This is a genomic window from Aurantibacillus circumpalustris (genome assembly GCF_029625215.1).
Taxonomy (GTDB): domain Bacteria; phylum Bacteroidota; class Bacteroidia; order B-17B0; family Aurantibacillaceae; genus Aurantibacillus; species Aurantibacillus circumpalustris.
This window is the reverse complement of sequence record NZ_CP121197.1, coordinates 3,289,226-3,314,067: the sequence shown is the minus strand read 5'-3', so window position 1 is coordinate 3,314,067 and position 24,842 is coordinate 3,289,226. Positions and strand designations below refer to the sequence as shown.

Here is a 24,842-nt window from a genome sequence, read left to right as displayed (position 1 = left end):
ATAATATTTTGAAAGCTAATTTAAGTGTTTTTTAAAGAATACAATTAATTCTCTTTTACATTATTATTTTTCTATTTTTAAAGTATGAAGAAAACCCAAACCCTCTTGCTACTTCTTTTATTTGCATTTGCCTGCAACCAAAAAAACAAGCAACACAGTAATACCCATACCATAAAAGTGGTGGAAGCCCACGGCTATGTGTTACCAAAAGACAGCGTAAGTGAACCAAAAACTATTCCGGCCGGAATACCAATAACCGTAAAAGCAGGAACACCAAAAGTAAACCCAACAAATTTAAACGTTTACATAGCTGGTGAAGGCAATGTTATTATTGCCGGATTACCCAAAGTAAATACTCCCGGCACCGATACTTTTTTATTACCAAAAACTGTTGCAACCACTGGCAAAACAAAACCCGCAGGCATACCCAAAGTTGTAATTGCTAAAGATGCCGCTGCCAAAGATGTAAACCCTGCTAATTTTTCGTTTTATAAAACACTACAAGGTTTAAAGCACAATGCAGTTAGGTGTATGTTGCAAGATAAAACCGGAAACCTTTGGTTCGGTACTACTGGCGGGGGCGTGTGCCGTTATGATGGCAAATCCTTTACCTATTTTACAGAGAAAGAAGGCCTGAGCAATAATGTTGTTTTGAGTATTGTAGAAGATAAAACCGGAAACCTTTGGTTCGGCACTAATGGCGGGGGCGTGTGCCGTTATGATGGCAAATCCTTTGTCAATTTTACGGAGAAAGAAGGCCTGAGCAACAATGTTGTTTATAGTATTGTAGAAGATAAGACCGGGAACCTTTGGTTCAGCACTCGTGGCGGGGGCGCGTGCCGTTATGATGGCAAATCCTTTACCTATTTTACAGAGAAAGAAGGCCTGAGCAATAATTCTGTTTATAGTATTGTAGAAGATAAAACCGGAAACCTTTGGTTCGCTACTGATGGCGGGGGCGTGTGCCGTTATGATGGCAAATCCTTTACCAATTTTACGGAGAAAGAAGGCCTGAGCGATAATATTGTTTATAGTATTGTAGAAGATAAAACCGGAAACCTTTGGTTCGCCACTGATGACGGAGGCGTGTGCCGTTATGATGGCAAATCCTTTACCACTTTTACGGAGAAAGAAGGCTTGAGTAATAATTCTGTTTATAGTATTGTAGAAGATAAAACCGGAAACCTTTGGTTCGCCACTAATGGCGGGGTCTGTCGTTATGATGGGAATCGAGTTGAGGCTATTGAAAAAGGAGATAAAATTGCTCAACGAACACAACAAGACCTTAAAAAAATAAATGGAAGATTTGTTAAATCCTTTACCAATTTTACGGAGAAAGAAGGCCTAAGCAATAATTCTGTTTATAGTATTGTAGCAGATAAAACCGGAAACCTTTGGGTCGGCACTAATGGCGGGGGCGTATGCCGTTATGATGGCAAATCCTTTATCAATTTTACGGAGAAAGAAGGCCTTAGCAATAATTTTGTTTTGAGTATTGTAGAAGATAAAACCGGAAACCTTTGGTTCGGCACTGAAGGCGGGGGTGTATGCTGTTATGATGGCAAATCCTTTACCAATTTTACGGAGAAAGAAGGCCTGAGCAATAATGTTGTTTTGAGTATTGTAGAAGATAAAACCGGAAACCTTTGGTTGGGCACTTATGGGGGGGTCTGTCGCTACGATGGCAAATCCTTTATCAATTTTACGGAGAAAGAAGGCCTAAGTTATAATGCAGTTTATAGTATTGTAGAAGATAAAACCGGAAACCTTTGGTTCGGCACTTATGATGGGGTCTGTCGCTACGATGGGAAATCCTTTACCAATTTTACGGAGAAAGAAGGCCTTAGCAATAATTTTGTTTTGAGTATTGTAGAAGATAAAACCGGAAACCTTTGGTTCGGCACTCGTGGCGGGGGCGTGTGTCGATTAGATTCAAAATATTTGCAAGCGCTCAATCTCGCTCAAAAGCCCACCGGACTTTTGCCGTCCTTTACCAATTTTACGGAGAAAGAAGGCCTGAGCAATAATGTTGTTTCGAGTATTGTAGAAGATAAAACCGGAAACCTTTGGTTCGGCACTGATGGCGGGGTCTGTCGCTACGATGGGAAATCCTTTATCAATTTTACAGAGAAAGAAGGCCTGTCAAATAATGCGGTGGCAAATATGATTCAAGATACTGAAGGAAATATTTGGTTTGGTACTCGAAAGGGATTAAGTAAAATAACAGCTAATAAGTTGGCCAAGTTAAGCCACAGCCTTGCCTTCTCGGAAGGAAAGGGAGAAAAAGGATTCAACCCCATAAAGGAGGCTCTTTTTTATAATTACGGTTACAACGATGGTTTGCTCGGTTTAAACTGTCGGCGTAATTCTGTTTTGCAGGATTGCAAAGGAAGAATTTGGTGGGGCACTGATGTACTAACCTGTTACGATCCTAAAGGAAGTATTATTGATACAACCGCACCAATTGTTAACCTCACAAGCGTAAAATTATTTGGAGAGGAAATCGCCTGGGCAAATTTAAATGCATTTAGCAACGATAGCACAGGCAGAGATATAATCGATGGCAAAACAACTGACACTTTACTTTCCAACGGCATTTTATTGAAAGATATAAAGTTTGATGGCCTTACAAAATGGTTTAATTTACCTGAGCATTTAAGTTTGCCGTACAATAACAACAACCTTACTTTTAATTTTATTGGCGTTCATATGCAAAGCCGCAATCACATTAAATACCAATATAAATTAGAAGGCATGGATCCCGATTGGAATTCAATTACTGATAGAACGGAAGCGCCTTATGGCAATTTACCAAGCGGCGATTATGTTTTTAAAATAAAGGCCATGAATCAAAGCGGTGTTTGGAGTGAGCCTTTTGAATTTAATTTTGTTGTTCGCCCACCCTGGTGGCTCACCTGGTGGTTTAAGACTTTGGTTATTTTATTTGTAGTTGGTTCTATTTGGTATTACATCATATGGCGTGAGCGTAAATTAAAAGCAGAAAAAGAAATTTTGGAAAAAACAGTTGAAGAAAGAACAGAAGAATTGGTTCAAAAAAACATTGTTGTTGAACGACAAAAACATTTAGTAGAAGAAAAACACAAAGAAATTACCGATAGCATTAATTACGCAGAACGTATCCAGCGTAGTTTTATGGCAACTAAAGAATTGTTGGATGAGAATTTGAATTGGGTCACTTCAAGTAGCGAAGCGTTTCCGATAACTATTGGGAGAGAAAGTGGTATAGAAGACAGTTCTCGATATGGTTCGAAAAGAGGCAGCGAGCCTGCTCGAACTGACGACAGTTACTTCGTTTTCTTTCAACCAAAAGATGTTGTGAGTGGCGATTTTTATTGGGCTTCCAAATTAAATAATGGCAAGTTTGCCCTAGTAACCGCAGATAGCACTGGACATGGAGTACCTGGCGCTATTATGAGTTTATTAAACATCACCGGTTTAGAATTGGCCATTAAAGATGGTTTAACAGAACCCGCTGATATTTTAAATGACACTCGTAAAACTATTATTGATCGTTTAAAAAAAGATGGCAGCGCGGAAGGTGGCAAAGATGGAATGGATTGTAGTTTAGTAAGTTTTGATTTTAAGGCCAATAAAATTACTTACGCAGCAGCTAATAATCCAATTTGGATTGTTAGAGAAAAGAAATTATTAGAATTTGCTCCAGACAAAATGCCCGTAGGTAAACATGATCACGATTCAGTTTCATTTACACAACATACCATTGAAATAAAGAAAGGAGATGTTATTTACACTTTAACTGATGGCTACCCTGACCAATTTGGTGGACCAAGAGGAAAGAAGTTTATGTACAAACAATTGAAAGTACTTTTGATTTCTATTTCTCAACAACCAATGCATCAACAAAAAGAAATTCTATCAAAAACTTTAAGTGAGTGGATGGGAGAGAACGAACAGGTCGATGACATTGCGCTTATAGGAGTCCGCGTTTAACGCTCGGCAAAAAGACTTCAAGTCTCGATCCCGAGCTCGTCTCGGGATGGATGATATTGCTGTGATTGGGGTATGAGTTTAGTTTATTAAAAATTCTCTATATTTAAAAGGCAAAAAGGGTTCTAAACGCTTCATAAAATGAAAAATGATCTCATAGAATATTATAAAGAAAGGGCAAAAGAATATGAGAGTATTTACTTAAAACCTGAGCGACAAAACGACCTCAAGACTGTAACTAAACTTTTGCAGAATATTTTTGCTAATAAAACGCTTATTGAAATTGCTTGCGGAACGGGCTATTGGACGGAAAGTATTGCAAAAACAGCAAAGGCCATGATAGCAATAGATATTAATAAGGCAGTTCTAGAAATCGCAGAACAAAAACACTATCCATATAACAACGTGTCATTTAAAATTGAAAATCTCTATAACATTACAAATAGTCAGAGATACGACAATCTATTCGGCGGCTTTATTTGGAGTCATATTAAATTAGAAGAATTGGATGTTTTTTTGAAGACCGTTAATAGTTCTGTTGTTCCAGGTGCTACGGTAGTTTTTATGGACAATAATTTTGTGGAAGGATCTAGCACTCCTATTAAAAACACTGATGAATTCGGTAACACCTTTCAAACTAGAAAACTAAAAGATGAAAGTACGCACGTGGTTTTAAAAAACTTTCCGACTGAGAATTTTTTAGAGACAAAGTTGAAGAACATTGTTGCTAGTTACGAATTCATCAACTTAACCTATTTCTGGCTTGTGATCTATAAAACGAAGGGGAATTAGAACAGGCATTCGCATGCTTTAAACCCATGTGCAAGTTGTCTAAAAAACAATTAATCAAACAAACTCCCTGGTTTCTTGTAAATATTTCTGCCCAAATGCTTATAGGCTAATTCTGTTGCCTCACGGCCTCGGGGTGTGCGCATCAAATAACCTTCTTGCACTAAAAAAGGTTCGTAAACTTCTTCAATGGTGCCAGCTTCTTCGCCCACAGCAGAGCTGATGGTGCTTATGCCTACAGGACCTCCTTTAAATTTATCAATGATGCACGCTAAAATTCGCAAATCCATTTCATCCAAACCATTCTTGTCCACGTTTAAAGCCTTTAAAGAACTTGATGCCATGTCCATGTCAATTGTGCCGTTTCCTTTTATCTGTGCAAAATCTCTTACGCGGCGTAATAAGGCATTTGCAATACGCGGAGTGCCACGGCTTCTACGTGCTATCTCATAAGCAGCTTCTTCTTTAATTTCTACATTTAAAATATCAGAACTGCGGTTTACAATGCCTGTCAAAACTTTGCTGTCGTAATAATTTAATCGGCTTGTAATTCCAAAACGGGCGCGTAGGGGCGAGGTTAACAAACCACTTCTGGTAGTCGCTCCTACCAAAGTAAAAGGATTTAACTTAATCTGCACACTGCGGGCATTTGGTCCGCTATCAATCATGATGTCGATTTTGTAATCCTCCATGGCTGAGTATAAATACTCTTCCACAATGGGACTTAAACGATGAATCTCATCAATAAATAAAACATCGTAAGGTTCAAGGTTTGTAAGTAGTCCTGCTAAATCGCCCGGTTTATCTAATACTGGACCACTGGTCACTTTTAAATTTACGCCAAGATCATTTGTAATAATATGTGCAAGCGTTGTTTTTCCTAAACCCGGAGGGCCGTGTAATAATACATGGTCTAAAGCTTCACCACGCTGTTTAGCGGCAGCCACGAATACGCGTAAATTGTCAACGACACTTTCTTGCCCGCTAAAATCATCGAAGGCAATAGGTCTGAGTGCGCGTTCAATCTCCTTATCCGTAGGGGTTAAATTCTCTTCACCAGCATCGAGGTTTTCATTCATAGTCTAAAGATATGGCTTTCTTTGAAGTGTGCTTGCTACGATTTATAGTTTTACCAGAGGGGATCAGTCGGAAAAGTTGGGAACTTTTTAGTATTTTGGAATTTCTGCGCTTATGTAAAATGTCGCTTTAATTATCCGCCTTTCTTTTTTCTTAAAAAAAAAGAAACAAAAATTCAAGGCTGCATGAAATTTTTCTAAAATCTTATCGTCTTCAAGCTGACGCTACGATCATTTTTCGGCGAAGGGCCGAAAAAGCCTACCTACCGTTGCACAAGGCCGCGCGACGGCAGGCAGGCGTAGCGCCCGCGCACAAACTGTCAGAAAATTTTACGTTCAAAAAACTAACAGCCCAAGCCTTCAAAAATTTTCAGCCTGGCCTTTGAAGACAATAAGATTTATAACAAAAAATTTCATGAGGCCGGAGAACAGGACCGCAATGAATTCTTATTTTAAATAGAGATCTTTTAATAGTCAAAAATCCACTCCCAAAGATTTTCGAATTGATCCACTAAAGGCTATTCCCATTAATTTTGGCTATGCATCCTTCAGTAAAAAACCGCAAAGAATTTAATATTCTTTGCGGCTAATTAAATAGAAAAGGTTTTACTTAATTTTTATTCACAATGAATTTCTTAGTAATGTATGTATCTCCAGAATATATCTTCATTAAATATTGTCCGTTATACAAGGTCTCTGTGTGAAAATAGGCGATGGTGCTTCCTTGATATAATGTTGTTTTATCAATCAGTTTTCCGGTGATATCAAATAATTCAATTTTGATATTCTCATTTGTAAGACTGATTAATTGTATAGCAACAAGATCACTTGCGGGATTTGGAAACACATTGATTGTACTTGATTCTATGTTTTTCGCAGCTATGCCTGTAGGAGTAGCGCCAGCGGTGTAGGTTGTAACAGGTTCTGTAATTGAAGTCACCTTGGAAGCTGTTATCGTTCCGTAAAAAGTCGGCCCAACAACGTAAGGATAGGCAGAATTCCAATTTTGATCCACAGTAGCGAAATAGCAATAAGTACCGTTTGGATATTCTGGTGTTATACAAAATCTACCATTGTGTTCATCTAGATAATCAGGAGTCGTAGCAGAAGTTGCAATGTATTCATAATCTTCTCTAAAATAACCCAAAGGGTAAGTTGTGCTAACAACTGGTCCAGAACTAACAGCAGCGCCACCTGGCGCGGTAGTTCTTGTTGTTATATTTCTTAAGGCATAACTTGATTTAATTCTTGTAATTCCACCAGTACCATCAGCGTTTTTGTATCCATATGCGCCGTATATTGGAAACCCATCGTAAGCAAAACCAATAAGAGGAGAGTGTTTGGTGTTATCGATCGCATACAAACCATCTGCGTTGTATAAATTACAAACGGTTGAAATGACATTCAAATCTAAATTAAAAGCACTTGGGTTTTGGTGGTGATGATAGTTACCCATTGCTGGATGTGCTTTAGAGCAATCAAATCCACCTTTTTCTGCTGGAATGGCATCGCGGTTCCAAGGAAAAGTAGCGGTGGGTCCACCTGGACACGGCGGATTACCTGGTCCACCGCAAAGTGTATTTGTTGTAGCGTTCCAAGCAACACCATCTCTATAATCAAACAAAGCCACGCCATTTATAAAAACACCTATGTTTCCACCGGTTGTGCTAACAGGGGTTCCCGTGTTTTGAACAGGATTTAATGGAAACTTAAAAATAGAGTTTTGATTGGTCGCCAGTGAAGGATTCCCATCTAAAAATGGTCCTGTGACATAGCTTGGCAAACCAGTTGTTGTGGCATAAACAAAATTGGTTGAATATTTTACAGACTGAACGTTTACAAGATCGGCATCGTTAATAGGTGTTGAATTACCCGAAACGTAATGCCTTGCTGTTAAAGTTGTATTTTGTAGCCAGGACGTGATAGCTGGACTGGTTTGAGCTACCCCAAAAATTGAAAGAAGTGAAGCCGTGATGCTTAGTGTTATGTTTTTCATTTATCTGTTTGTTGGTGGTTATATTAAGTTTAGACGATGTTATTTAATTAATCCCTCGCTTGGTTAAAAAAATCTTTTGGGTACTGGTGTTTCGGATTAAACACAAATTCTTTGTCCGATAAGGTGAGTAAAAAGCTTATTATATCTACTTTTTCGTTCGATGCAAGGAGCATACCATTTTGTAATTGTGGCGCGAGTGTATTTGATAGGTGAATGCTATTTGTGTAATGATTAAGCACCTCTGATAATTTTTTAAAACGTCCATCGTGCATGTAAGGATAGGTGTATTCAATGTTTCGTAAAGTAGGAACTTTAAATTTGAGAGAATCTTTGGGGTTTAAAGTGACTTTCATTCTTCCATAATCATTAAGAGTTGTATCTATGGGTAATCCGTTATTTTCAAAATCATTGCTTGCAAACAAAGGCTCTTGATGGCAGGAAGTGCAGTTCTTTTTAAACAATTCATATCCATTTGATTCCTGCGCAGTAAAGGTTTCTTTTTGTGCGTTAACACGATCGTATTTAGAATTCGCACTTACCAGGGTGAGCATGAATTGTGAAATCGATTTTAATGTGTTTTCACCTGTAATGTTACTATCACCATAAGCTTTGAAAAATAGTTGTCGGTATAATTTACTAGCATTCAGTTTCTTTATCACAACCTGAATAGAACTTCCCATTTCAGCTGGATGTGAAATAGGAGCAAGCGCTTGCAGGTCTAAATTATTTACGGCGCCATCCCACATAAATAAAGTTTGCCAAGCCAAATTCATTAAGGCCGGAGAGTTACGAGTGCCGATGCTATCGTTAATTCCGTGGCTTAAGGCGTGATCAATATGCGTAAATGCAGAAAACGGAGAATGACAGCTAGCGCAAGAAATGATGTTATTGCGAGAGAGTAAAGGATCGTAAAATAAAGCCCTTCCTAATAAGATTTTATTTTCCGTAAGTTGGTTTTTTGAGAAATTGTAGTGTGGTTTTGGCCAGTTTTTTGGACATTCAAATAATGGTTCAGGCGAAATAAATGCACAAAAGGGTAGAAAACAAGCTATGTGCACGAAACGTTTCATGGTTTATTTATTCGAAAGGCGTTCGCTATAATGATTGATAAATCAACAGCTTGTCGGTTTGGTGACATAATGTGATTCTGTTTTGACAAACTTATCTTTTCAAGAAATTGTTTTAGATCCAATAAAATTTCAATATTATTTTTTTGGTTTGTTTCTAAAGTTAGTTCCCTCAAAGTATTAAAAGGAGCTTGATATCCGCCCACATGAAATTGAAATTCTTTTTTTGCACCAGGACAAACAGAACAAGTTCCTTCCAATTTAAAATTAATATAGCCGCTTTGCCATGTCCAGTACATACCTTTTGTGGGATCAAGATCTCCTCCGTAAACTCCAGAAACATTGGTTAGACTATCAATTCCCAAATTAAATTTGAGTTGTGTGTATTTGATGTTTGTTGGAATGTTGAAGGCTATTTTTAATGAGTTAATATCAGAAATGTCAATTAAATAAAAGCTGTTTTCTTCTGTAAAGACGATTCTGTTTTTATCTAAAAGTTGAATTTTTGAAATGTAAAATTTTAGGGTTTCTATTTTTAGGGATGTACCATCAGAAATTGTGTAAAGTGAATCGAGTAAAATAGACTTGTTACTCTTTATACTTTGCTTAAATGAAAGCGTGATGGGAGAAGTGTTTTGTCCCTTGCTTGCAAATGATAATAGAAGAAGAAAAGAAATTAGTTTTTTCATCTTGCTGATGGTTTAGGCTTTGAGAACAGCCCAGCTATGTCCTTTATGAGCTCATTAAAATTGTTGAGTTGATCATCGTGACAGAGTTTTTTTATGTCTAGAAAATGCTTGTAATGAATTTCTTCAATTTCAATTTGTAATTCGGCTAATTTTTTTTCAAGATAATCTTTCTGAGCAATTTTGTAAGGCTCAACAATAGAGCTATACAAACTGGTTTTCAGATTTAATATTTCAATTTCTTTTTCGCTAATTTGTTTTCTGTGAACTTTAATAAGCGCTTCATACGCTTCTATTTGTTTAGCGTCAAAATGCAAACGTTCAATGATGATGGCTTTTGGGCCTTCATGTCTGGGTGGTTTTGGTTTATTTAAAAACAAAAATGCAATTAATAAAAGATTACCAATTAATAAACCAATGGCGATGGAGGAGATTAATTTTAGTTTAGTCATTGTAAAAATTATTATTCGGTAAAAGTTGCATGGCTTTTGCGAGATTGTTTCTGTAATCCTGAGTTGAGTGATAGCTTGAGATAGCAAGTAGGTTGATTACAAACAAAACAATAATTGAAAACGCAAGCGCCCACTTTATTTTTGGTGTAACCTTACCAAAGCTTTCGTTTTGTATTCGTTGCTGAACACGCGTAAACAAAAAAGCCGGCACATCGACAGATTGTATAGTTTCAAGTCGCTGTAGTTCGTTATTTAAATCAGTTCCCGTCATGTTTATTTTATTAGACGATATTATTTTTAATTTCCCTCGCGGCGATTTATTTTTTTTGATAAATTTTTTTTTGCCCTCTGAATAAGAGATTCAGCAGCCTTTGGACTGATATTCATAATTTGAGCAATTTCTTTTTGACTTTGCTGTTCTATTTTACTCAAGATTAGAGCCGTTTTTTGATTTACCGGTAAATCGTTTATATGATTGAATAAAATCTTAAGCGATTCCTTCTGCTCTAAAAGCATGCCTGGGTGATCAAAATTTGGTCTGTTATGAAGTTCTTTCTCTGAATCAGTTGTAAAAAGAGAAGTAATAAAAGCAAAACGTTTTTTTCGATTTCTGGCTTTAATAAAATCGAGTGATTTGTTAACGGTGATGCGGTAAATCCAGGTGCCAAGCTGTGATTTTTCTTGAAAAACATGTAGTGATTGATGAATGGCCACAAAAACATCTTGCGTTATTTCTTCTGCATCCTCAGTGTTTTGAGCATAATGAAGCGCAAGGTTGAATACTTGTTTACTGTGTTTGTCGTATATTTCTTTTATTGTCAATTGTGAAAAATATAAACAACATTGAAAAATTCAAATACAATTTGAATTTTTCAATGTTGTAAATTTTAGAGTTTTGGTAGATACTTTTTTATAAACGTATCCAATCCAACTATAACGGTGCCTTGTTTGTTTTTGTAATCTTGGTCGGCAGATGAAATAATAAAATTTTGTTTGCAATTAAGATCACTCACCGAAATATAAAATCCCTTAGAAGGTACAGGAGCTTTACTTAATTTTATTTCTATGCAAGCTTTAACGTTATTACCATGCACCAGTACCAAATCGCACTCCGCCCCAACTTGCGTTCGATAATAATAAGTGTCAATGCGTTTTGGTGCAGCATTAATAATTTGCGTAATCACGTATCCTTCCCAAGAACCTCCAACACTGGGATTATTCAGAAGCTCTTTTTCACTACCAATGCGGAGTAAATGATGTAAAATACCGCTATCGTTAATGTACACTTTTGGCGACTTAACCAAACGTTTACCAACATTTACAAAATATGGTGGCAATCTTCTTATTAAAAAAGCACCTTCCAGATAATCGATATAACGCTTTATAGTGGTACCGCTCACATCTAAAGAACTTCCTAATTTTTCTGCATTTAAAATACCACCTTGTAAATGGGCAAGCATTCCCCAAAGTTTTCGCATAACAATGGGTGAAAATTTAATATCAAACAATATGGCCAAGTCACGCTCAATGTATGTTGTAATGAAAGCATCTAACCAACCCGATGATAATTCGTTGTTCTTAAGAGTCAATGCTTTTGGAAAACCACCCCTGAACCAATGTTTTTTTATGCTGATTGTGCCTGGTAATTCATGCAAACCAATGGGATTAAGATAGAAATAATAAACTCTTCCTGCTAAACTTTCGGACGCTCCTTTTAAAAGTTCTGGAGAAGCTGATCCTGTAATAATGAAACGCGCTGGTTTCCTGTTTTCATCAACTAAGGCTCTTAGTAATGGAAATAAAGTCGGCATACGTTGAACTTCATCAATCAAAACACACTCATTCGTATAGGCAGAGAGATACTCCTCTGCATCGCGGTTAAGCGTCGAAAAATCACTATTCCTTTCCAAATCTAAATAATGTGTTTTTTTCTTTAACGATTTGGCAATAATTTTTACCAACGTTGTTTTACCTACTTGTCTCGGACCAAGTATCACAATTACAGGAAATTCCTTTGAATACTTCTCAATTAAAGGAGTAATGCTACGCGTTATCATATTGTAAAAGTAATCAGTAACCTTGAAATATTCAAATTTAATTTGAATATTTCAAGGTTATCTTGTTTCACATAAATCATTAACTAAAAATAAGTATTAGCTGCAGATTAGTTTTTTAGAAATAGAAAAACATAAACCATGCAGCGTTTTTTATTTTTCTGAGTCTTATTGGTAGAACATTAAACTTGTTTAATATGAAAAAAGTACTTTTTATACTAGTGCTATTATTATTTTCTTGCAAAAAAAATGATTGTATTAAAGCAGAACTAGTCAAAGATTGTACCGGAACATACATTCGTATTGACGGTAAAGATTACCAAGTATGTAATCTTGAAAAAGTGAGCGCCTTTAATAACGGTGCTAAAATAACGGTTTCCTATAAAAAAATAACAGAATGTAAAGGTACGGCTGCTGATCAAATTGTTTGTCTTATGCTTCATGCCAACGAAGGCTGGATTGAAGTTTTAAAAATTGAATAATAAGTCATTTCCAAAAATTAATCTCATAAATAATATACCAATGAAAACAAAATTGCTTTTTATTTCAATTATCACATCTCTTGTTTTTAGTTCCTGTATGAAAGACAAGAACTTCAAAACGTACACCATTTACCGCCCGGAGTATTCTGTGAAACAATCAGTGAAAGATAATGTCACGTTAAAACAAGCTGAACCATTAAAAGATTTAGGAAGTTTTGTTTTATACAACAACACCATGTATATCAATGAAAAGAATAGGGGGATACATATTATTGACTACACTATTCCTACTAGCCCAATAAATAAAGGTTTTATCCCTATTCCTGGCAATAAAGGTTTAGCGCTTAAGAATAATGTTTTATACGCAGATTGTTTCAGTGACTTGTTTGTTTTTACTATTGAAACAAATCAAACGTTGCACATGGATAATGCAATTAAAAATGTGTTCCCTTCTCGCATGGGTTCGCAAAGTTACGACTCAGACTATGTAAATCTAACATGGATTAAGAAGGATACAACAGTAAGTGTGGCAGATTATAACAACTACATGAAGAATTGCAATAATTGTGATTCCTATCTTTATACAACCTCTAACAATGCTAATTCAACGAATAATAATCCTATGCCTACCGGAGGAAACTCCATAGGTAGCAGTATGGCTATATTTGCAATCGTAAACGATTATTTATATACTGTTGATAATTACAATCTGAATACTTTTTCTCTTCAAAACGCGTTAAATCCCGTTGCGGCGAATAGCCAGCAAGTTTCGTGGAATGTGGAAACTTTGTTTCCATTTAAAGATAAATTATTTATTGGATCCAATACCGGAATGTTTATTTATGGTTTGGCCAACCCGGCTAGTCCAAATTATATTAGTCGCTTTGAGCATGTAAGGGTGTGCGATCCAGTTATCGCTGATGACAAGTTTGCGTTTGTTACACTCAGAAGTGGCAGTCAATGCGGCGGCTTTACAAATCAACTCGATGTATTAAATATTGAAAATATTGAAACGCCAACACTCATTAAATCGGTTCCTTTTTCTAATCCGCACGGGTTGAGTAAAGATGGAAATGTGCTTTTTGTTTGCGACGGAGCTGCAGGGCTAAAGATGGTGAATGCAAGTGACATTAATAATCTTCAAACCAAGCAAAGTTTACCTATTGGAAATGCAATAGATGTGATTGCCTTCAATCAAAAAGCGATTGTAATGCTTGACAATGCCATCAAAATTTACGCGTACGATCAACAATTTAATTTGAATTTATTAAGCAGCATTAATAAAAATTAAGATGAAAATTATTAAATCACTAATTTTCCTTTGTTGTTTCTGCGCCTGCTTTGCACATGGTCGAGCATTGAGCCATCCAAGTATTTCTAGGTTCTTAAATTCAAACGGAAGCGATACTTTAAAAGCGCTAAAAATTAAATATGGTGGGATTCAGCAGGTGGGACTCATCTTCGGTGATCGAAGAAGCAGCACCTGTTTTAATTTTGTCAATGGAATCCGCTTTTCTAGATTTTTTACTGGAATTGGATTCGATGCGCAGTTAAATCGATCAACAAATTATTATTACGAAAACAATACAAATAATACCACAGCGGCTTATTTAGACTTACGGTATTATATAAACAAGAAAAAGAATTTTTTTGTTGTTGCAAACGGAGGCGCAAATTTTATAATCGAAAATATGGATGGTTCGTTTCGATACAGTTACAAAAAATTACCGGGCTACTACACGGCGCTTGGTCTTGGTTTTAAAGCCCGCTTAGGCAAAGAGGTGTTTTATTCATTTGATTTGAGCTACAGTATCAAACAAATACGTTATAATTATAATTATACCAATTTTTTAAATGAATGGCAGACTGATAAATACGACATTAGGCAATATTCAATTTTATTAAGAATGGGTATTGAAATTTTTTAACTGAAATTAGACAGTAAGTCTGCATAAATGAATTGTAATTAAAAACCTTACATTTATAATATGTATCCAATAAAAATTGCACTAGCACTCTTGATAATTTGTTTTTTAACAAGCTGTCAAAAAACCTATACCTGCGAATGCACAAATCCTGGAGGCGTGTATGCTTCTTATACGTTAAAGGAATCAAAGACTGAGGCAGAAGCTATTTGTGCGCAATACAATGCAGAGGCTAACTCAATTCCATGGTCTGAGAATAATTGCGCGTTAAAATAATCTATACGCTTGATTTTCAGTTGTATGGCGTTTTTGATAACCAAATTTAACAAAACTAACAGGTTTCAATGATTAAAAATTCCAGAAAGTTTAGATTCTTGGTTTAAATTATTGAAAGAGTAGATCTTACATTTATTATCTAGAAATCGATCGATTTTTAAGCAAATTACTTAAGACTGTTAAAATTTTCAAACCCTTATCTATCAATACTTTAAAATATCCCAATTCGTCCAAAATTCACTTTTTTCTGACTATATTTGTACCCCGTTTTAACTAGGCTTAAGGCGTATAAAAATAAAATGTTTAATCTCTCAAACCGGCCTAAGAGGTTTGATACAATTAAAAAAAGAATGGCAGATAAAAACCTGGTTACAGGAAATGCAGATTTCGATTGGAACTCAATCGGAAAAAAACAAGACAATTACACGGCTGAAGAAAAAGAAAAGTTGGATGAATTGTACTCTCAAAAATTAAGTACTATTACTGATCTTCAAATTATTGAAGGTGTAGTTGTAGCAAAAAACAACCGTGAAGTTGTTGTAAACATTGGTTATAAATCAGATGGTGTTGTTGCTCTTTCAGAGTTTCGCTATAATCCAGATTTAAAAGTTGGTGACAAAATCGAAGTATTTATCGATCAGGCAGAAGACTTACAAGGTCAATTAGTTCTTTCACACAAAAAAGCACGTGCTGGCAAAAGCTGGGATCGTGTTAACGAAGCTCTTACAAATGATGAGATCATTAAAGGATTCGTTAAATGTCGTACTAAAGGTGGTTTAATCGTTGATGTATTTGGTATTGAAGCTTTCTTACCAGGTTCACAAATTGATGTAAAACCTATTCGTGATTACGATGTGTACGTTGGTAAAACAATGGAATTTAAAGTTGTAAAAATCAACAATGAATTTAAAAACGTAGTAGTTTCTCACAAAGCTTTAATTGAGGCAGAGTTAGAAAGTCAAAAACGTGATATCATTTCTAAATTAGAAAAAGGACAAGTATTAGAAGGAACTGTGAAGAATATCACTTCTTATGGTGTGTTTATTGATTTAGGTGGTGTTGATGGTTTAATTCACATTACAGATTTATCTTGGGGTCGTATTAACCACCCTGAAGAAATCGTGAAATTAGATGAGAAAATTCAAGTAGTAATTCTTGAATTTGATGATGATAAAAAACGTATTGCTTTAGGTTTAAAACAATTAACGCCTCACCCTTGGGAAGCATTGAATGCTGAAGTAAAAGTTGGTGATAAGATTAAAGGTAAAGTTGTTGTAATCAATGATTACGGTGCTTTCATCGAAATCGCTCCAGGTGTTGAAGGTTTAGTTCACGTAAGTGAAATGAGCTGGAGTCAGCATTTACGTAGCGCGCAAGAATTTGTGAAGATTGGCGACGAAATCGAAGCTATCATCTTAACATTAGATCGCGAAGAGCGTAAAATGAGCTTAGGTATGAAACAATTAACTCCTGATCCTTGGAATATGATCATGGAGAAATACTCTAAAGGTTCTAAACACAGCGGTACAGTGCGTAACTTCACTAACTTCGGTGTGTTTGTTGAATTAGAAGAAGGTGTTGATGGTTTAGTTCACATTTCTGATCTTTCATGGAGTAAAAAAATCAAGCATCCAAGTGAATTCTGCAAGGTAGGTGAGAAAATGGAAGTTGTGGTTCTTGAGATTGATGGTGAAAATCGTCGTTTAAGCTTAGGTCACAAACAAATGGAAGAAAATCCTTGGGATGTTTTTGAAACTGTATTTACTGTAGATTCAATTCACAAAGGAACTGTTACATCTGTAAATGATAAAGGTGCTTTAATAGGCTTAACTTATGGTGTTGAAGGATTCTGTCCTGCACGTCACTTAAACAAAGTTGATAACACTTCTTTAAAAGCGGAAGAGACTGCAGATTTCAAAGTAATTGAATTCAGCAAGGATGCTAAGCGTATTGTTGTTTCTCATGCACGTCTTCATGAAGAAGTGAAAGAAGAAGCTCGCAAAACAGAAAAAGCTTCTAAAAAAGCTGATTTTGAGGATAGCAAAAAAGCTGTGAAAAAAGTGAAAGATAGTCAAGAGAAAACCACTTTAGGTGATATCTCTGCCTTATCGGATCTTAAGGATAAATTAGACGGTAAAAAATAATCCGTCTGTCACTCTGAGCTTGCCGAAGAGTGGCTTTAGTAAATCCCTATAACGACGTGTCGTTTTGTAGGGCAACTAAAAACCTTGCCGGGTTTTTAGTTTTTGAGAGCCGAAGCCCGCCCTATAAAGGCGGGTTTTTGGTTTTAGTACTAGCGCGTTGCGTCGACAGATCATCAATGCAACACTATTCAATTTGCGCGTATTTTTCATGTTAAAAGGGTTAATCTTTGATCGTACTTCAAATCTTGCACTACAAAAAAAGCTACCCATCGAGGTAGCTTTTTTTCTTTTGCCGTGGTGGGTAAATTACTCCTTCACATATTTGGAAGTATATATCACGGTATTGTTTTCCACAACACAAATTACGTAGATACCACTTGATAATTCTCTTCGATTTAAAAGGGTTTTATTTGCATGGATTGCTTGTTTGTGAACAAGAGTACCGATAGAATTATATATTTCAATAAAGGAATTATTTTGTACATCCTCGGTTATGATTGTAAATTCACCATTGTTAGGATTGGGGAAGATGCGAATGTTTTTATTTTTTTCATTGTTCTTATCTATACCTACGCAAGCGTATACAGCAATAGTAACGGTTGATACACAACCAGACGTAACATTTGTTACAGCTATCGTATAGATTCCCGGGGTATTTGTTGTTAGGTTAGGACCGTTTGATGCGGAAGTAGTTGCATTTGCAGGAGAGGTCCAACTATAGGTAACCCCAGTTAACGGGCCATTCACGGTTGGAAATATTGTAACAATACCTGGGCATGGCAGAAGAAAGGCGCCTGGGGTAGAACTAACATCCGGATAAAAGCGATTATCGGTGATGGTTGTAACAGTTTGTGACGTACAGCCGTTATTCAGATCTTTAGCTGTTAATGTGTAAACGCCAGGTGTTCCAGCGGTGTAGGTTGAACTGACCTGCAAAGGTATTTGAGGTGAAGGACCTTCCCAAAGGTAACCAACAATTAAGCTGTTTGTTGTAAATGGTGTGTTCAGCGGGATTCCAGTTGAGCTATTGTTATACAAAACAACGGTTGGGCTAACACAGTTTATCGCCAGAGTTCCATTTGTATTTATTTTGGCTTTTGGCGGGTAGATATTTTGATACATAGGTATTACAGAATAACTTTTGCAGTTGTTATAAATATCAGTAACAGTGACGGTATAGTTATTAATTAATGATTGTGTTATCGATGAAGGATATGCGTTAATGTTAATCGAGTTGCTTGCAACAAAACCTGGTACCCAACTGTAAGTCGCATTTGGCGAGTCACTTGTCGCTTTCAAGGTAACTGACGTGGTATTGCAATTAAGAATCTGAGAAGGCACAACAACACTAATATCTGGAGGGTTGGTATTGGAAATAATTGAAATGTTTGTTTTGGTGATGCAACCTGATGTATTGTCTTTTACAATCGCCGTCCAAGTTCCTGGAAACACTGCAGTATAGGTGTTAACACCACTTAAATTGCCAGGTGCGATTACGGTTGATGAACCTGGTGCCAACAATGTGTATGAAATTTGACCTCCTACAGGATTCGTTGCTCCGTTAATAATATTAATCATTGCGACGCTTTTTGTACCACAGCCTAGAGTGAAGCTTTGCGGGCTACTTAAAGAATAAGTTGGCAAACTAGATGTAGATGCCACAGTAAATGTTTTGCACGTACTGCAACCACTTGAATTGTCGATTGCACAATGTGTAAAAGTGCCGGTTCCGCCTGGTGCATAAATAGCTGTATAAGAATTTGCAATGAAGATTCCGGTAGTCGGCGCATAAAAATAATGAGACACGTTTAAAGATGGTGTCACTACTACTGAAAGTGTCGGAGTTATGGTTTGGCTGCAGGTAATATTCATTAAATTAGTGGATAATGTGGAAGTAGGCGTGCTAGTATTTTGAGAAATAGCAAATGTTTGTGAAGCTGTACATCCAGATGCGTTACCCATATTGACAGTCCATATACCAATATTTTGAGAAGATACATTTATGATAGAGCCTGTTAATGGAGCGCTTGTAGAGCTGGTCCATGTATAAGAATTCGTTGAAGGCGCAGCAGTTATCGGTAATGTTGGATTGAAACAATTTAAAACAATACCCAAGCTTGGTGCATTTATGGTAAAAAAGGCCGGTTCCGGCTGAGGAGTTATTGTGAAATTAACAGAAGCTGAGCACCCTCCTGCAGCTGTTATGATTGCGTTATAAGGTCCAGGACTTACAGCGGTCACCGACGTTTGTTGCGGAAAAGATACATTTGCAGGTATTGGGGTCCAAGATATTGTATACGCAGGTAGTGGGCTAGCAGGAGTAAAACTTAAATTTAGTTTCACAATAGATAGCGTACTCGTGCAATTAGATTGCGTAACACTTGGTACCGCTTGTGGTTGCGACAATACAGATACCGTTATTACAACCGAGGTTGTTTCCATCACACTTGCGGTATTTTGGCCGCTTGTATATAAACTATAGCTTAATGTTGAATTTGGAGTTACCGCAAAGGCTCCATTCGAATTGCTAAAGCCACCTGGGTTTAACGAATACGTTGGATTCGAAAGATTTTGTGGGTTAGGGGCCAGCACAAATAGTGGTGTAAGTTTGTGATTTAATTGATAAACCTGCGACTAAAAAAAATAATATTACCTGAAGTTTTTTCATGAGTTTGGGATTAAGTCGTTAAATATAATAAAAAAAGGCTACCAAAACTGGCAGCCTTTCTCTGTATGTGTAAAAAAGTCTATTACTCTTTCACAAATTTAGAAGTATGTATCACCGAATTATTTTGAACCAAGCGAATAATGTAAATACCGTTCGCTTGTTCATTAATGTTGAGAATTGCTTCATTTGTATAAAGCACTTGTTTTTTTACAAGAACGCCAATTGAGTTAAAAATTTCTATGTTGACATTCTTAATGAAGTTATCTATAACTAGTGTAAAGAAACCTGTTCCGGGATTTGGAAATGTTTTTATTGCAATAGTAGATGAATTGTTTTTTTGAATCCCAACAAGGTCGCAACCTCCACTTATCTCTTTTGTTGCAATCGATGTACAGCCATTATTTAGGTCTTTAGCCGTCAGTGTATATATTCCGGCAATAGCTGCGGTGTATAACGTTGATATCGAAAGCGGAGTTTGCGGATTTGGTCCTACCCATAAAAAACCAATAACCGGTAGGTTAGACGGAAATATGGAAGTGTTCGGAATGCCAGTTGCACTCGCATTGGTAAGCATAATGGTTGGCGTGATGCAGGTAATGACTGTACTTCCTCCACTTGAAATTATCGCATTTGGAGTAAATAGGTTTTGATAAATAGGAATTATGGACGTACTATTGCATGTACTGTTGTTATCAATTACTAATAAAGTGAATGTATTGACAAGAGTTTGTGTTGAAGTTATAGAGTTTGTATATACTTGAATAGTACTTGAAGCAACGATGCCTGGTGTTCCAATAAAAGACCACTGCATAGATACATTATTTGTAGAACTATTACCTTGTAATATCACTTGTGAAGTATTACAATCTAAAATTTGCTTAGGCACCGAGGCGCTGATATTAGGAGTTGCTGTATTTGAAATAATACTTAATGGGATTTGTGCAGCGCAATTGGTTGTATTATCTTTTACTATTGCATAATAAATACCTGGGACTGCTACTGTATAGCCTGAAGTGCCAGGTGGAACAGGATTTGAGCCTAAAAGTGGCATAAGGGTATAAGAAACAGGTCCGCCTGGTGTAGGACTTGTTGCAGCGTTAATAATATTGATAATTGCAATACTTTTTGTACCGCAGCCTAAAGTATAATTTTGTGGGCTAGTAACACTGAATGTTGGAAAGCTTTGGCCACTACCTACTAAGGTAAATGTTGATATGCTAGTGCAACCATTAGTATTATCAAGAAGAATATGCGAGTATGTTCCAGGACCAAGCGCTGTATAACTTGCTACAGAAGAATAAAAAATCACTGAAGTGCCAAAAGGACTCACAAATGTATGAGTTACATTACCTGAAGCGTTTGAAGTTATCGTTGCGCCAACGGTTGTGTTGCAAGTTATTGTTTGGATGGATGGCAAGACAGCTGATGATTGAGCAAGAGTATTTGAACTGATTGTAATTTGTTGGGTTCCAAAAATGTTATTCATAGAATCTAAAGCATTCACCGTGTATGTGCCCGCTTGTGTTAGAGTAACGCTTGGTGCAGTAATGTTAAATGAAGGCCCTGTCCAATGAAAAGAATTTGGCGGAGTAACAGCCGTGGAAGCTGTGAGCACTATGGAAGTTTGTATACAAGTTAATATACTGGTACCAGAATTATTAGTAATAGTAAAGTTTGGCACTTGCGCATCGATGTTTCCGTATAGAAAAATTATCGCAACAAATTTAAATAGTCTTTTCATTGGGGTTTGTTTAGTGTGGATTCAAATATCTTGAGATTTAATTCTCTCTTTATATATACAAATTAGGAATGAAAAAGGTTGGGGTACCGAACTCAATAATTAGCGTTTTACTAACTTAACTGAAGTAATGTTCTTGTTTTCTTGAATGATTAGCAGGGTATAAATACCATTTGCTTGTCCAGTAAGATCAAGTGTGTTATAACTAGAATTAAGGGTTTGATCAGTTACAAGCATGCCAAGTGAATTGTAGATTTTAATAGAAGTATTTTTTTCTAAAGTATTATAATCTAAAGTAAATATATCGGTTGATGGATTAGGGTAAACAGAAATACTAGTCGAGGTAAAATTGTTTTCATTAATACCAGTATAACAATTGGCTACAATAACTTGAGCCATAGTTGCGCATCCGTTAACTGTATTAGTAACTATAACAGAGTATATGCCTAAGGCATTAGCCGAACATGAAGCGTTATTTACTGAATTTAAAATAGCACCCGGCGGCCCTGTCCAACTATAAGAAAAGTTTTGTGAATTTTGAGTGATTATTGGATAAACAAATACCGAGGTGCTAATTGTATTGATGCAAAAAGGAGGTGGCACGACTGGATTATTAACCATTGGATAAACCTTTTCATTAAAAATGGGTATAGTGGTAGAAGATTTACAACCATTATTTTGATCTATCGCTTCCAATGTATAATATCCTGAGTTATCAGCAATAAAGGTAGACGACAGTGAGAAATTTTGAGCTAATGGGCTTTTCCAATAGGATACAACTGGAAGGGTGTTTGAGAAAATACTTGACGGTGGAATTGAACTAGAACTTTGATTTGTCAAAACAATAGTTGGGCTAGCGCAGGTTAGTTTGTTAGTAGGTGAGTTAATAAGTGCATTAGGTTTAAATAGGTTTTGGTACATCGGAATAACTGTAGCAGTCTTACATTGATTTTGAGTGTTTAAAGCAACTATAGTGTAAACATTTATCACCGTATTTAAAGCTTGGGTATTCGTGTTAACTGACATGTAATCGCCAAGTAAAGTTCCACTAGAACTACCAGTCCATTGCCAATGAATTGAAACGCCATTTGTAAAACTAAAGGCTTCTAATTTAACTTGGCTTTTATAACAATCTAAGATATGTGTTGGAACAAGAACGCCTAGGTCTGGCGATGTTGTGTTTTGAATAACCGAAACTGGAACTCGGGTTTCGCAGAGACTTGTATTGTCTCTTGTAACTAAGGTGTAGTTTCCTGGAACTATTATAGAATAATTAGTTATTGAGCTAAGATTACCCATGACGATGTTCGTGGATGTTTGTGGGCTTATTATAGTGTAGGATACAGCACCCCCAGGCGTGGGTGATGTTGCTGCACCTGTGATTGAAATGTTAGTTGTACTGAATGTTCCGCATCCTAATGTAAAATTAGATATACTTGATACATTAAAGGTTGGAAAACCTGAAGAAGCGTTTACCACAAATGTTTTAGTAGTTTCACACCCGTTATCAATGTTAACTAACACATGCGTATAAGTTCCAGGAACAGATGGTACATATGAAGTTGTGGGTGTGTTTGTGACGTAAGAACCTCCGTAAGGTGACAAAAAACGATGACTAAAATTTACACCAGAGCCAGTAGATGAAGCTGTTACTTGAGCTAAGGAAAAGTTATTGCAACTAATTGATTGAATAATAGGATTTAAATTAGATATTGGATAAACAAAATCAAGACCAACTATAACGCTTTTAAACTGCGACTGACCGCTTGGGGTTGTTGCAAAAATAGAATAGGTTCCTGGTACATTAATGCTTATCGAATACCCCGTAACAGTTGGAATCGGACCCATCCAGGTATATGTTATTGATTCGGCATTATTCGACTTTAAAAAATAATCAACGGTCGGATTTGTACAAGTTATATTATTTGACGCAGAGGTTGTATGAATTGTAAAATCGAGGGGGGCTTGCCCGATAATTTTGATTGAAATGAGTACGATATAAATTGTATAGACAATTTTACCCATAATTAAAGGTAACAAAAGAGTTTGACATTCCTTCTTTTATCGATAATTTTATTAACAATACTTACTTAATTGTTAAAATTTCGAATTGTTTAATGTTTTAAAATTGAGGTCAGCAAAAATGGTTGTTTTCCAATTAGAAGTCGTATGAAATAGGTATCACTTGGTAAATCCGTTATGTTTATACTATAATTATTTTCAAAAATTACAGATTCGTGAACCAAAACACCTATTGAATTATATACTTTAACACATATACTTTCTGTTAAGTTTAATCCACTAATGTTAACAATGCCGTTACTGGGATTAGGAAATAATAAAAAATTATTTTTTACGAATAAATACTCTTTTACTCCAGCACAAAATTCAACGGAAACAACTGCTTTTTGAAAACAACCGTTGGCTGTGTCCGTAACAAAGACTGTATAATTACCGGGTGATTGTGTTGATACACTATATTGCAATGAACTCGACGTTAGCTGCACACTAGCAGGAGTAAACCACTGATAGGTGTAATTTATTGTTAAGGATGATGAAATGCCGGAGACCATATTTGGATAAATTGTAGTATTTGTGCCCTGACAATTAGTAAAACTAGCTGATTCAATTAGAGGCGCCGTTGTATTCATTCCAATACTTAAGGGCACGTAAAGAGTACACATGTTCGTGTCTCTAACAACATATGTCCATGTACCGCTTGCGTTTGCAATTTGTATTGGTGAACTACTTAGAGGTCCTGTTGGGACAGGAAATAAACTATTTTGATTTATGAGGCTATATGTAAATAGACTAATTACGGAAGTTGGGGTAGATGGACTAAATATGACAGCGGCTGTGCCAGAACAACCAACCGAAAAATTTTGTGGACTCGTCAGAGTTGTCCAGGGAAAATTACTAAACGGGGAGTTTATTATAAAGGTATTGCTTGAAGAGCACCCCGTTATATTATCAATTATTACATGTGTGTATGTTCCTGTTGTTGATGGTGTGTAATACGTTGGGTTAACAGTTGTTGTTAACGTGCCGCCTACTGGCGTAGTGAAGTAATGCGTTATGTTTAACGAAGGTGCAGATGTTACTGTTACTTCACTTAATGAGTGAGGGACACAATTGATCGACTGTGAAATTGGACTTAAAGTTGAACTTGGAGTGGTAGTATTTATTGTAATAGCTATTGTTTGCGTTGAACTTATTGTGCCCGAACTTGCAATAATTGTATAATTTCCAGGACTTGTGATAGTAACATTGCTTCCAGTTTGAATAGTAGTGGCATTAAAACAAGAATAACTAACTGTTGCAAGCCAAGAACTACTTAAAGAAATATTTATAGACGCCGTTATGCAGGTTATAGTATTAGTGCCAGAATTATTCGTAATAGTAAAATTGATAGGTTGTGCCTTATTGGTTGAATACAAAAAGATTCCAAAAATCATGATGAGTCTTATCATTACCTGCGTTTTCGTTTCTTTTACAAAAAGTATGCCGTGTATTCACAAAA

General features: G+C 36.3%; 19 protein-coding genes. 7 read left to right on the top strand and 12 right to left on the bottom strand.

Annotated elements, in window-relative coordinates; genetic code table 11:
- Nucleotides 1-84: 84 nt before the first annotated feature.
- Nucleotides 85-3,972 (top strand): two-component regulator propeller domain-containing protein, encoded by a 3,888-nt coding sequence (locus tag P2086_RS13785; RefSeq protein ID WP_317897326.1) that lies wholly within the window; start codon nt 85-87, stop codon nt 3,970-3,972.
- 138 nt (nt 3,973-4,110) lie between these two features.
- A complete protein-coding gene (locus P2086_RS13780; RefSeq protein WP_317897325.1) occupies nt 4,111-4,761 on the top strand; it encodes a class I SAM-dependent methyltransferase in 651 nt (216 codons plus the stop codon).
- Nucleotides 4,762-4,811: 50 nt separating this feature from the next.
- Here the strand turns inward: P2086_RS13780 and ruvB are convergent, their stop codons facing one another.
- The 8 genes from ruvB to P2086_RS13740 all read right to left on the bottom strand — a co-directional run bounded on the left by ruvB (nt 4,812) and on the right by P2086_RS13740 (nt 12,092).
- Nucleotides 4,812-5,837, bottom strand: a complete 1,026-nt coding sequence (ruvB, locus tag P2086_RS13775; RefSeq protein ID WP_317897324.1) for a Holliday junction branch migration DNA helicase RuvB — start codon at nt 5,835-5,837, stop codon at nt 4,812-4,814.
- Nucleotides 5,838-6,444: 607 nt separating this feature from the next.
- On the bottom strand, nt 6,445-7,830 hold the full coding sequence (locus tag P2086_RS13770; protein ID WP_317897323.1) for a T9SS type A sorting domain-containing protein: 1,386 nt from the start codon (nt 7,828-7,830) through the stop codon (nt 6,445-6,447).
- 47 nt (nt 7,831-7,877) lie between these two features.
- Nucleotides 7,878-8,900, bottom strand: a complete 1,023-nt coding sequence (locus P2086_RS13765) for a cytochrome-c peroxidase (RefSeq protein WP_317897322.1) — start codon at nt 8,898-8,900, stop codon at nt 7,878-7,880.
- Complete coding sequence (locus P2086_RS13760) at nt 8,897-9,586, bottom strand: MbnP family protein (protein ID WP_317897321.1); 690 nt, start codon at nt 9,584-9,586, stop codon at nt 8,897-8,899. The genes P2086_RS13765 and P2086_RS13760 overlap by 4 nt, the downstream gene beginning before the upstream one ends.
- Nucleotides 9,583-10,035, bottom strand: coding sequence for a hypothetical protein (locus P2086_RS13755; RefSeq protein WP_317897320.1), 453 nt, complete (start codon nt 10,033-10,035; stop codon nt 9,583-9,585). Before P2086_RS13755 ends, P2086_RS13760 begins: the two co-directional genes overlap by 4 nt.
- A complete protein-coding gene (locus tag P2086_RS13750) occupies nt 10,028-10,306 on the bottom strand; it encodes a hypothetical protein (protein ID WP_317897319.1) in 279 nt (92 codons plus the stop codon). The genes P2086_RS13755 and P2086_RS13750 overlap by 8 nt, the downstream gene beginning before the upstream one ends.
- Before the next feature lie 26 nt (nt 10,307-10,332).
- Complete coding sequence (locus P2086_RS13745) at nt 10,333-10,857, bottom strand: RNA polymerase sigma factor (protein WP_317897318.1); 525 nt, start codon at nt 10,855-10,857, stop codon at nt 10,333-10,335.
- Between the two features lie 65 nt (nt 10,858-10,922).
- Nucleotides 10,923-12,092 carry an ATP-binding protein gene (locus P2086_RS13740; RefSeq protein WP_317897317.1) on the bottom strand — a complete coding sequence of 390 codons (1,170 nt, stop codon included), beginning with the start codon at nt 12,090-12,092 and terminating at the stop codon, nt 10,923-10,925.
- A gap of 194 nt (nt 12,093-12,286) precedes the next feature.
- On the opposite strand from P2086_RS13740, the gene P2086_RS13735 reads away from it, so the two are divergent.
- The 5 genes from P2086_RS13735 (at nt 12,287) to rpsA (ending at nt 16,916) form a co-directional block, all read left to right on the top strand.
- Nucleotides 12,287-12,571 carry a hypothetical protein gene (locus P2086_RS13735; protein ID WP_317897316.1) on the top strand — a complete coding sequence of 95 codons (285 nt, stop codon included), beginning with the start codon at nt 12,287-12,289 and terminating at the stop codon, nt 12,569-12,571.
- A gap of 40 nt (nt 12,572-12,611) precedes the next feature.
- Nucleotides 12,612-13,862: an LVIVD repeat-containing protein gene (locus P2086_RS13730; RefSeq protein ID WP_317897315.1), complete on the top strand. Its 1,251-nt coding sequence runs from the start codon at nt 12,612-12,614 to the stop codon at nt 13,860-13,862.
- Between the two features lies 1 nt (nt 13,863).
- On the top strand, nt 13,864-14,499 hold the full coding sequence (locus P2086_RS13725) for a hypothetical protein (protein WP_317897314.1): 636 nt from the start codon (nt 13,864-13,866) through the stop codon (nt 14,497-14,499).
- A 60-nt stretch (nt 14,500-14,559) separates the two neighbouring features.
- The gene (locus P2086_RS13720; protein ID WP_317897313.1) at nt 14,560-14,772 is read left to right on the top strand and encodes a hypothetical protein; all 213 of its coding nucleotides are present in this window, start codon (nt 14,560-14,562) and stop codon (nt 14,770-14,772) included.
- A gap of 350 nt (nt 14,773-15,122) precedes the next feature.
- Entirely contained in the window at nt 15,123-16,916 is a 1,794-nt protein-coding gene (rpsA, locus tag P2086_RS13715) for a 30S ribosomal protein S1 (RefSeq protein WP_317897312.1), read from the top strand.
- 306 nt (nt 16,917-17,222) lie between these two features.
- Here rpsA and P2086_RS13710 read toward each other — a convergent pair whose 3' ends face one another.
- The 4 genes from P2086_RS13710 to P2086_RS13695 form a co-directional block, all read right to left on the bottom strand.
- Nucleotides 17,223-19,508: a T9SS type A sorting domain-containing protein gene (locus tag P2086_RS13710; protein ID WP_317897311.1), complete on the bottom strand. Its 2,286-nt coding sequence runs from the start codon at nt 19,506-19,508 to the stop codon at nt 17,223-17,225.
- Between the two features lie 158 nt (nt 19,509-19,666).
- Nucleotides 19,667-21,325 (bottom strand): T9SS type A sorting domain-containing protein, encoded by a 1,659-nt coding sequence (locus P2086_RS13705; RefSeq protein ID WP_317897310.1) that lies wholly within the window; start codon nt 21,323-21,325, stop codon nt 19,667-19,669.
- 99 nt (nt 21,326-21,424) lie between these two features.
- The gene (locus P2086_RS13700; RefSeq protein WP_317897309.1) at nt 21,425-23,347 is read right to left on the bottom strand and encodes a T9SS type A sorting domain-containing protein; all 1,923 of its coding nucleotides are present in this window, start codon (nt 23,345-23,347) and stop codon (nt 21,425-21,427) included.
- A gap of 89 nt (nt 23,348-23,436) precedes the next feature.
- Nucleotides 23,437-24,792, bottom strand: a complete 1,356-nt coding sequence (locus P2086_RS13695; RefSeq protein WP_317897308.1) for a T9SS type A sorting domain-containing protein — start codon at nt 24,790-24,792, stop codon at nt 23,437-23,439.
- Nucleotides 24,793-24,842: the final 50 nt, after the last annotated feature.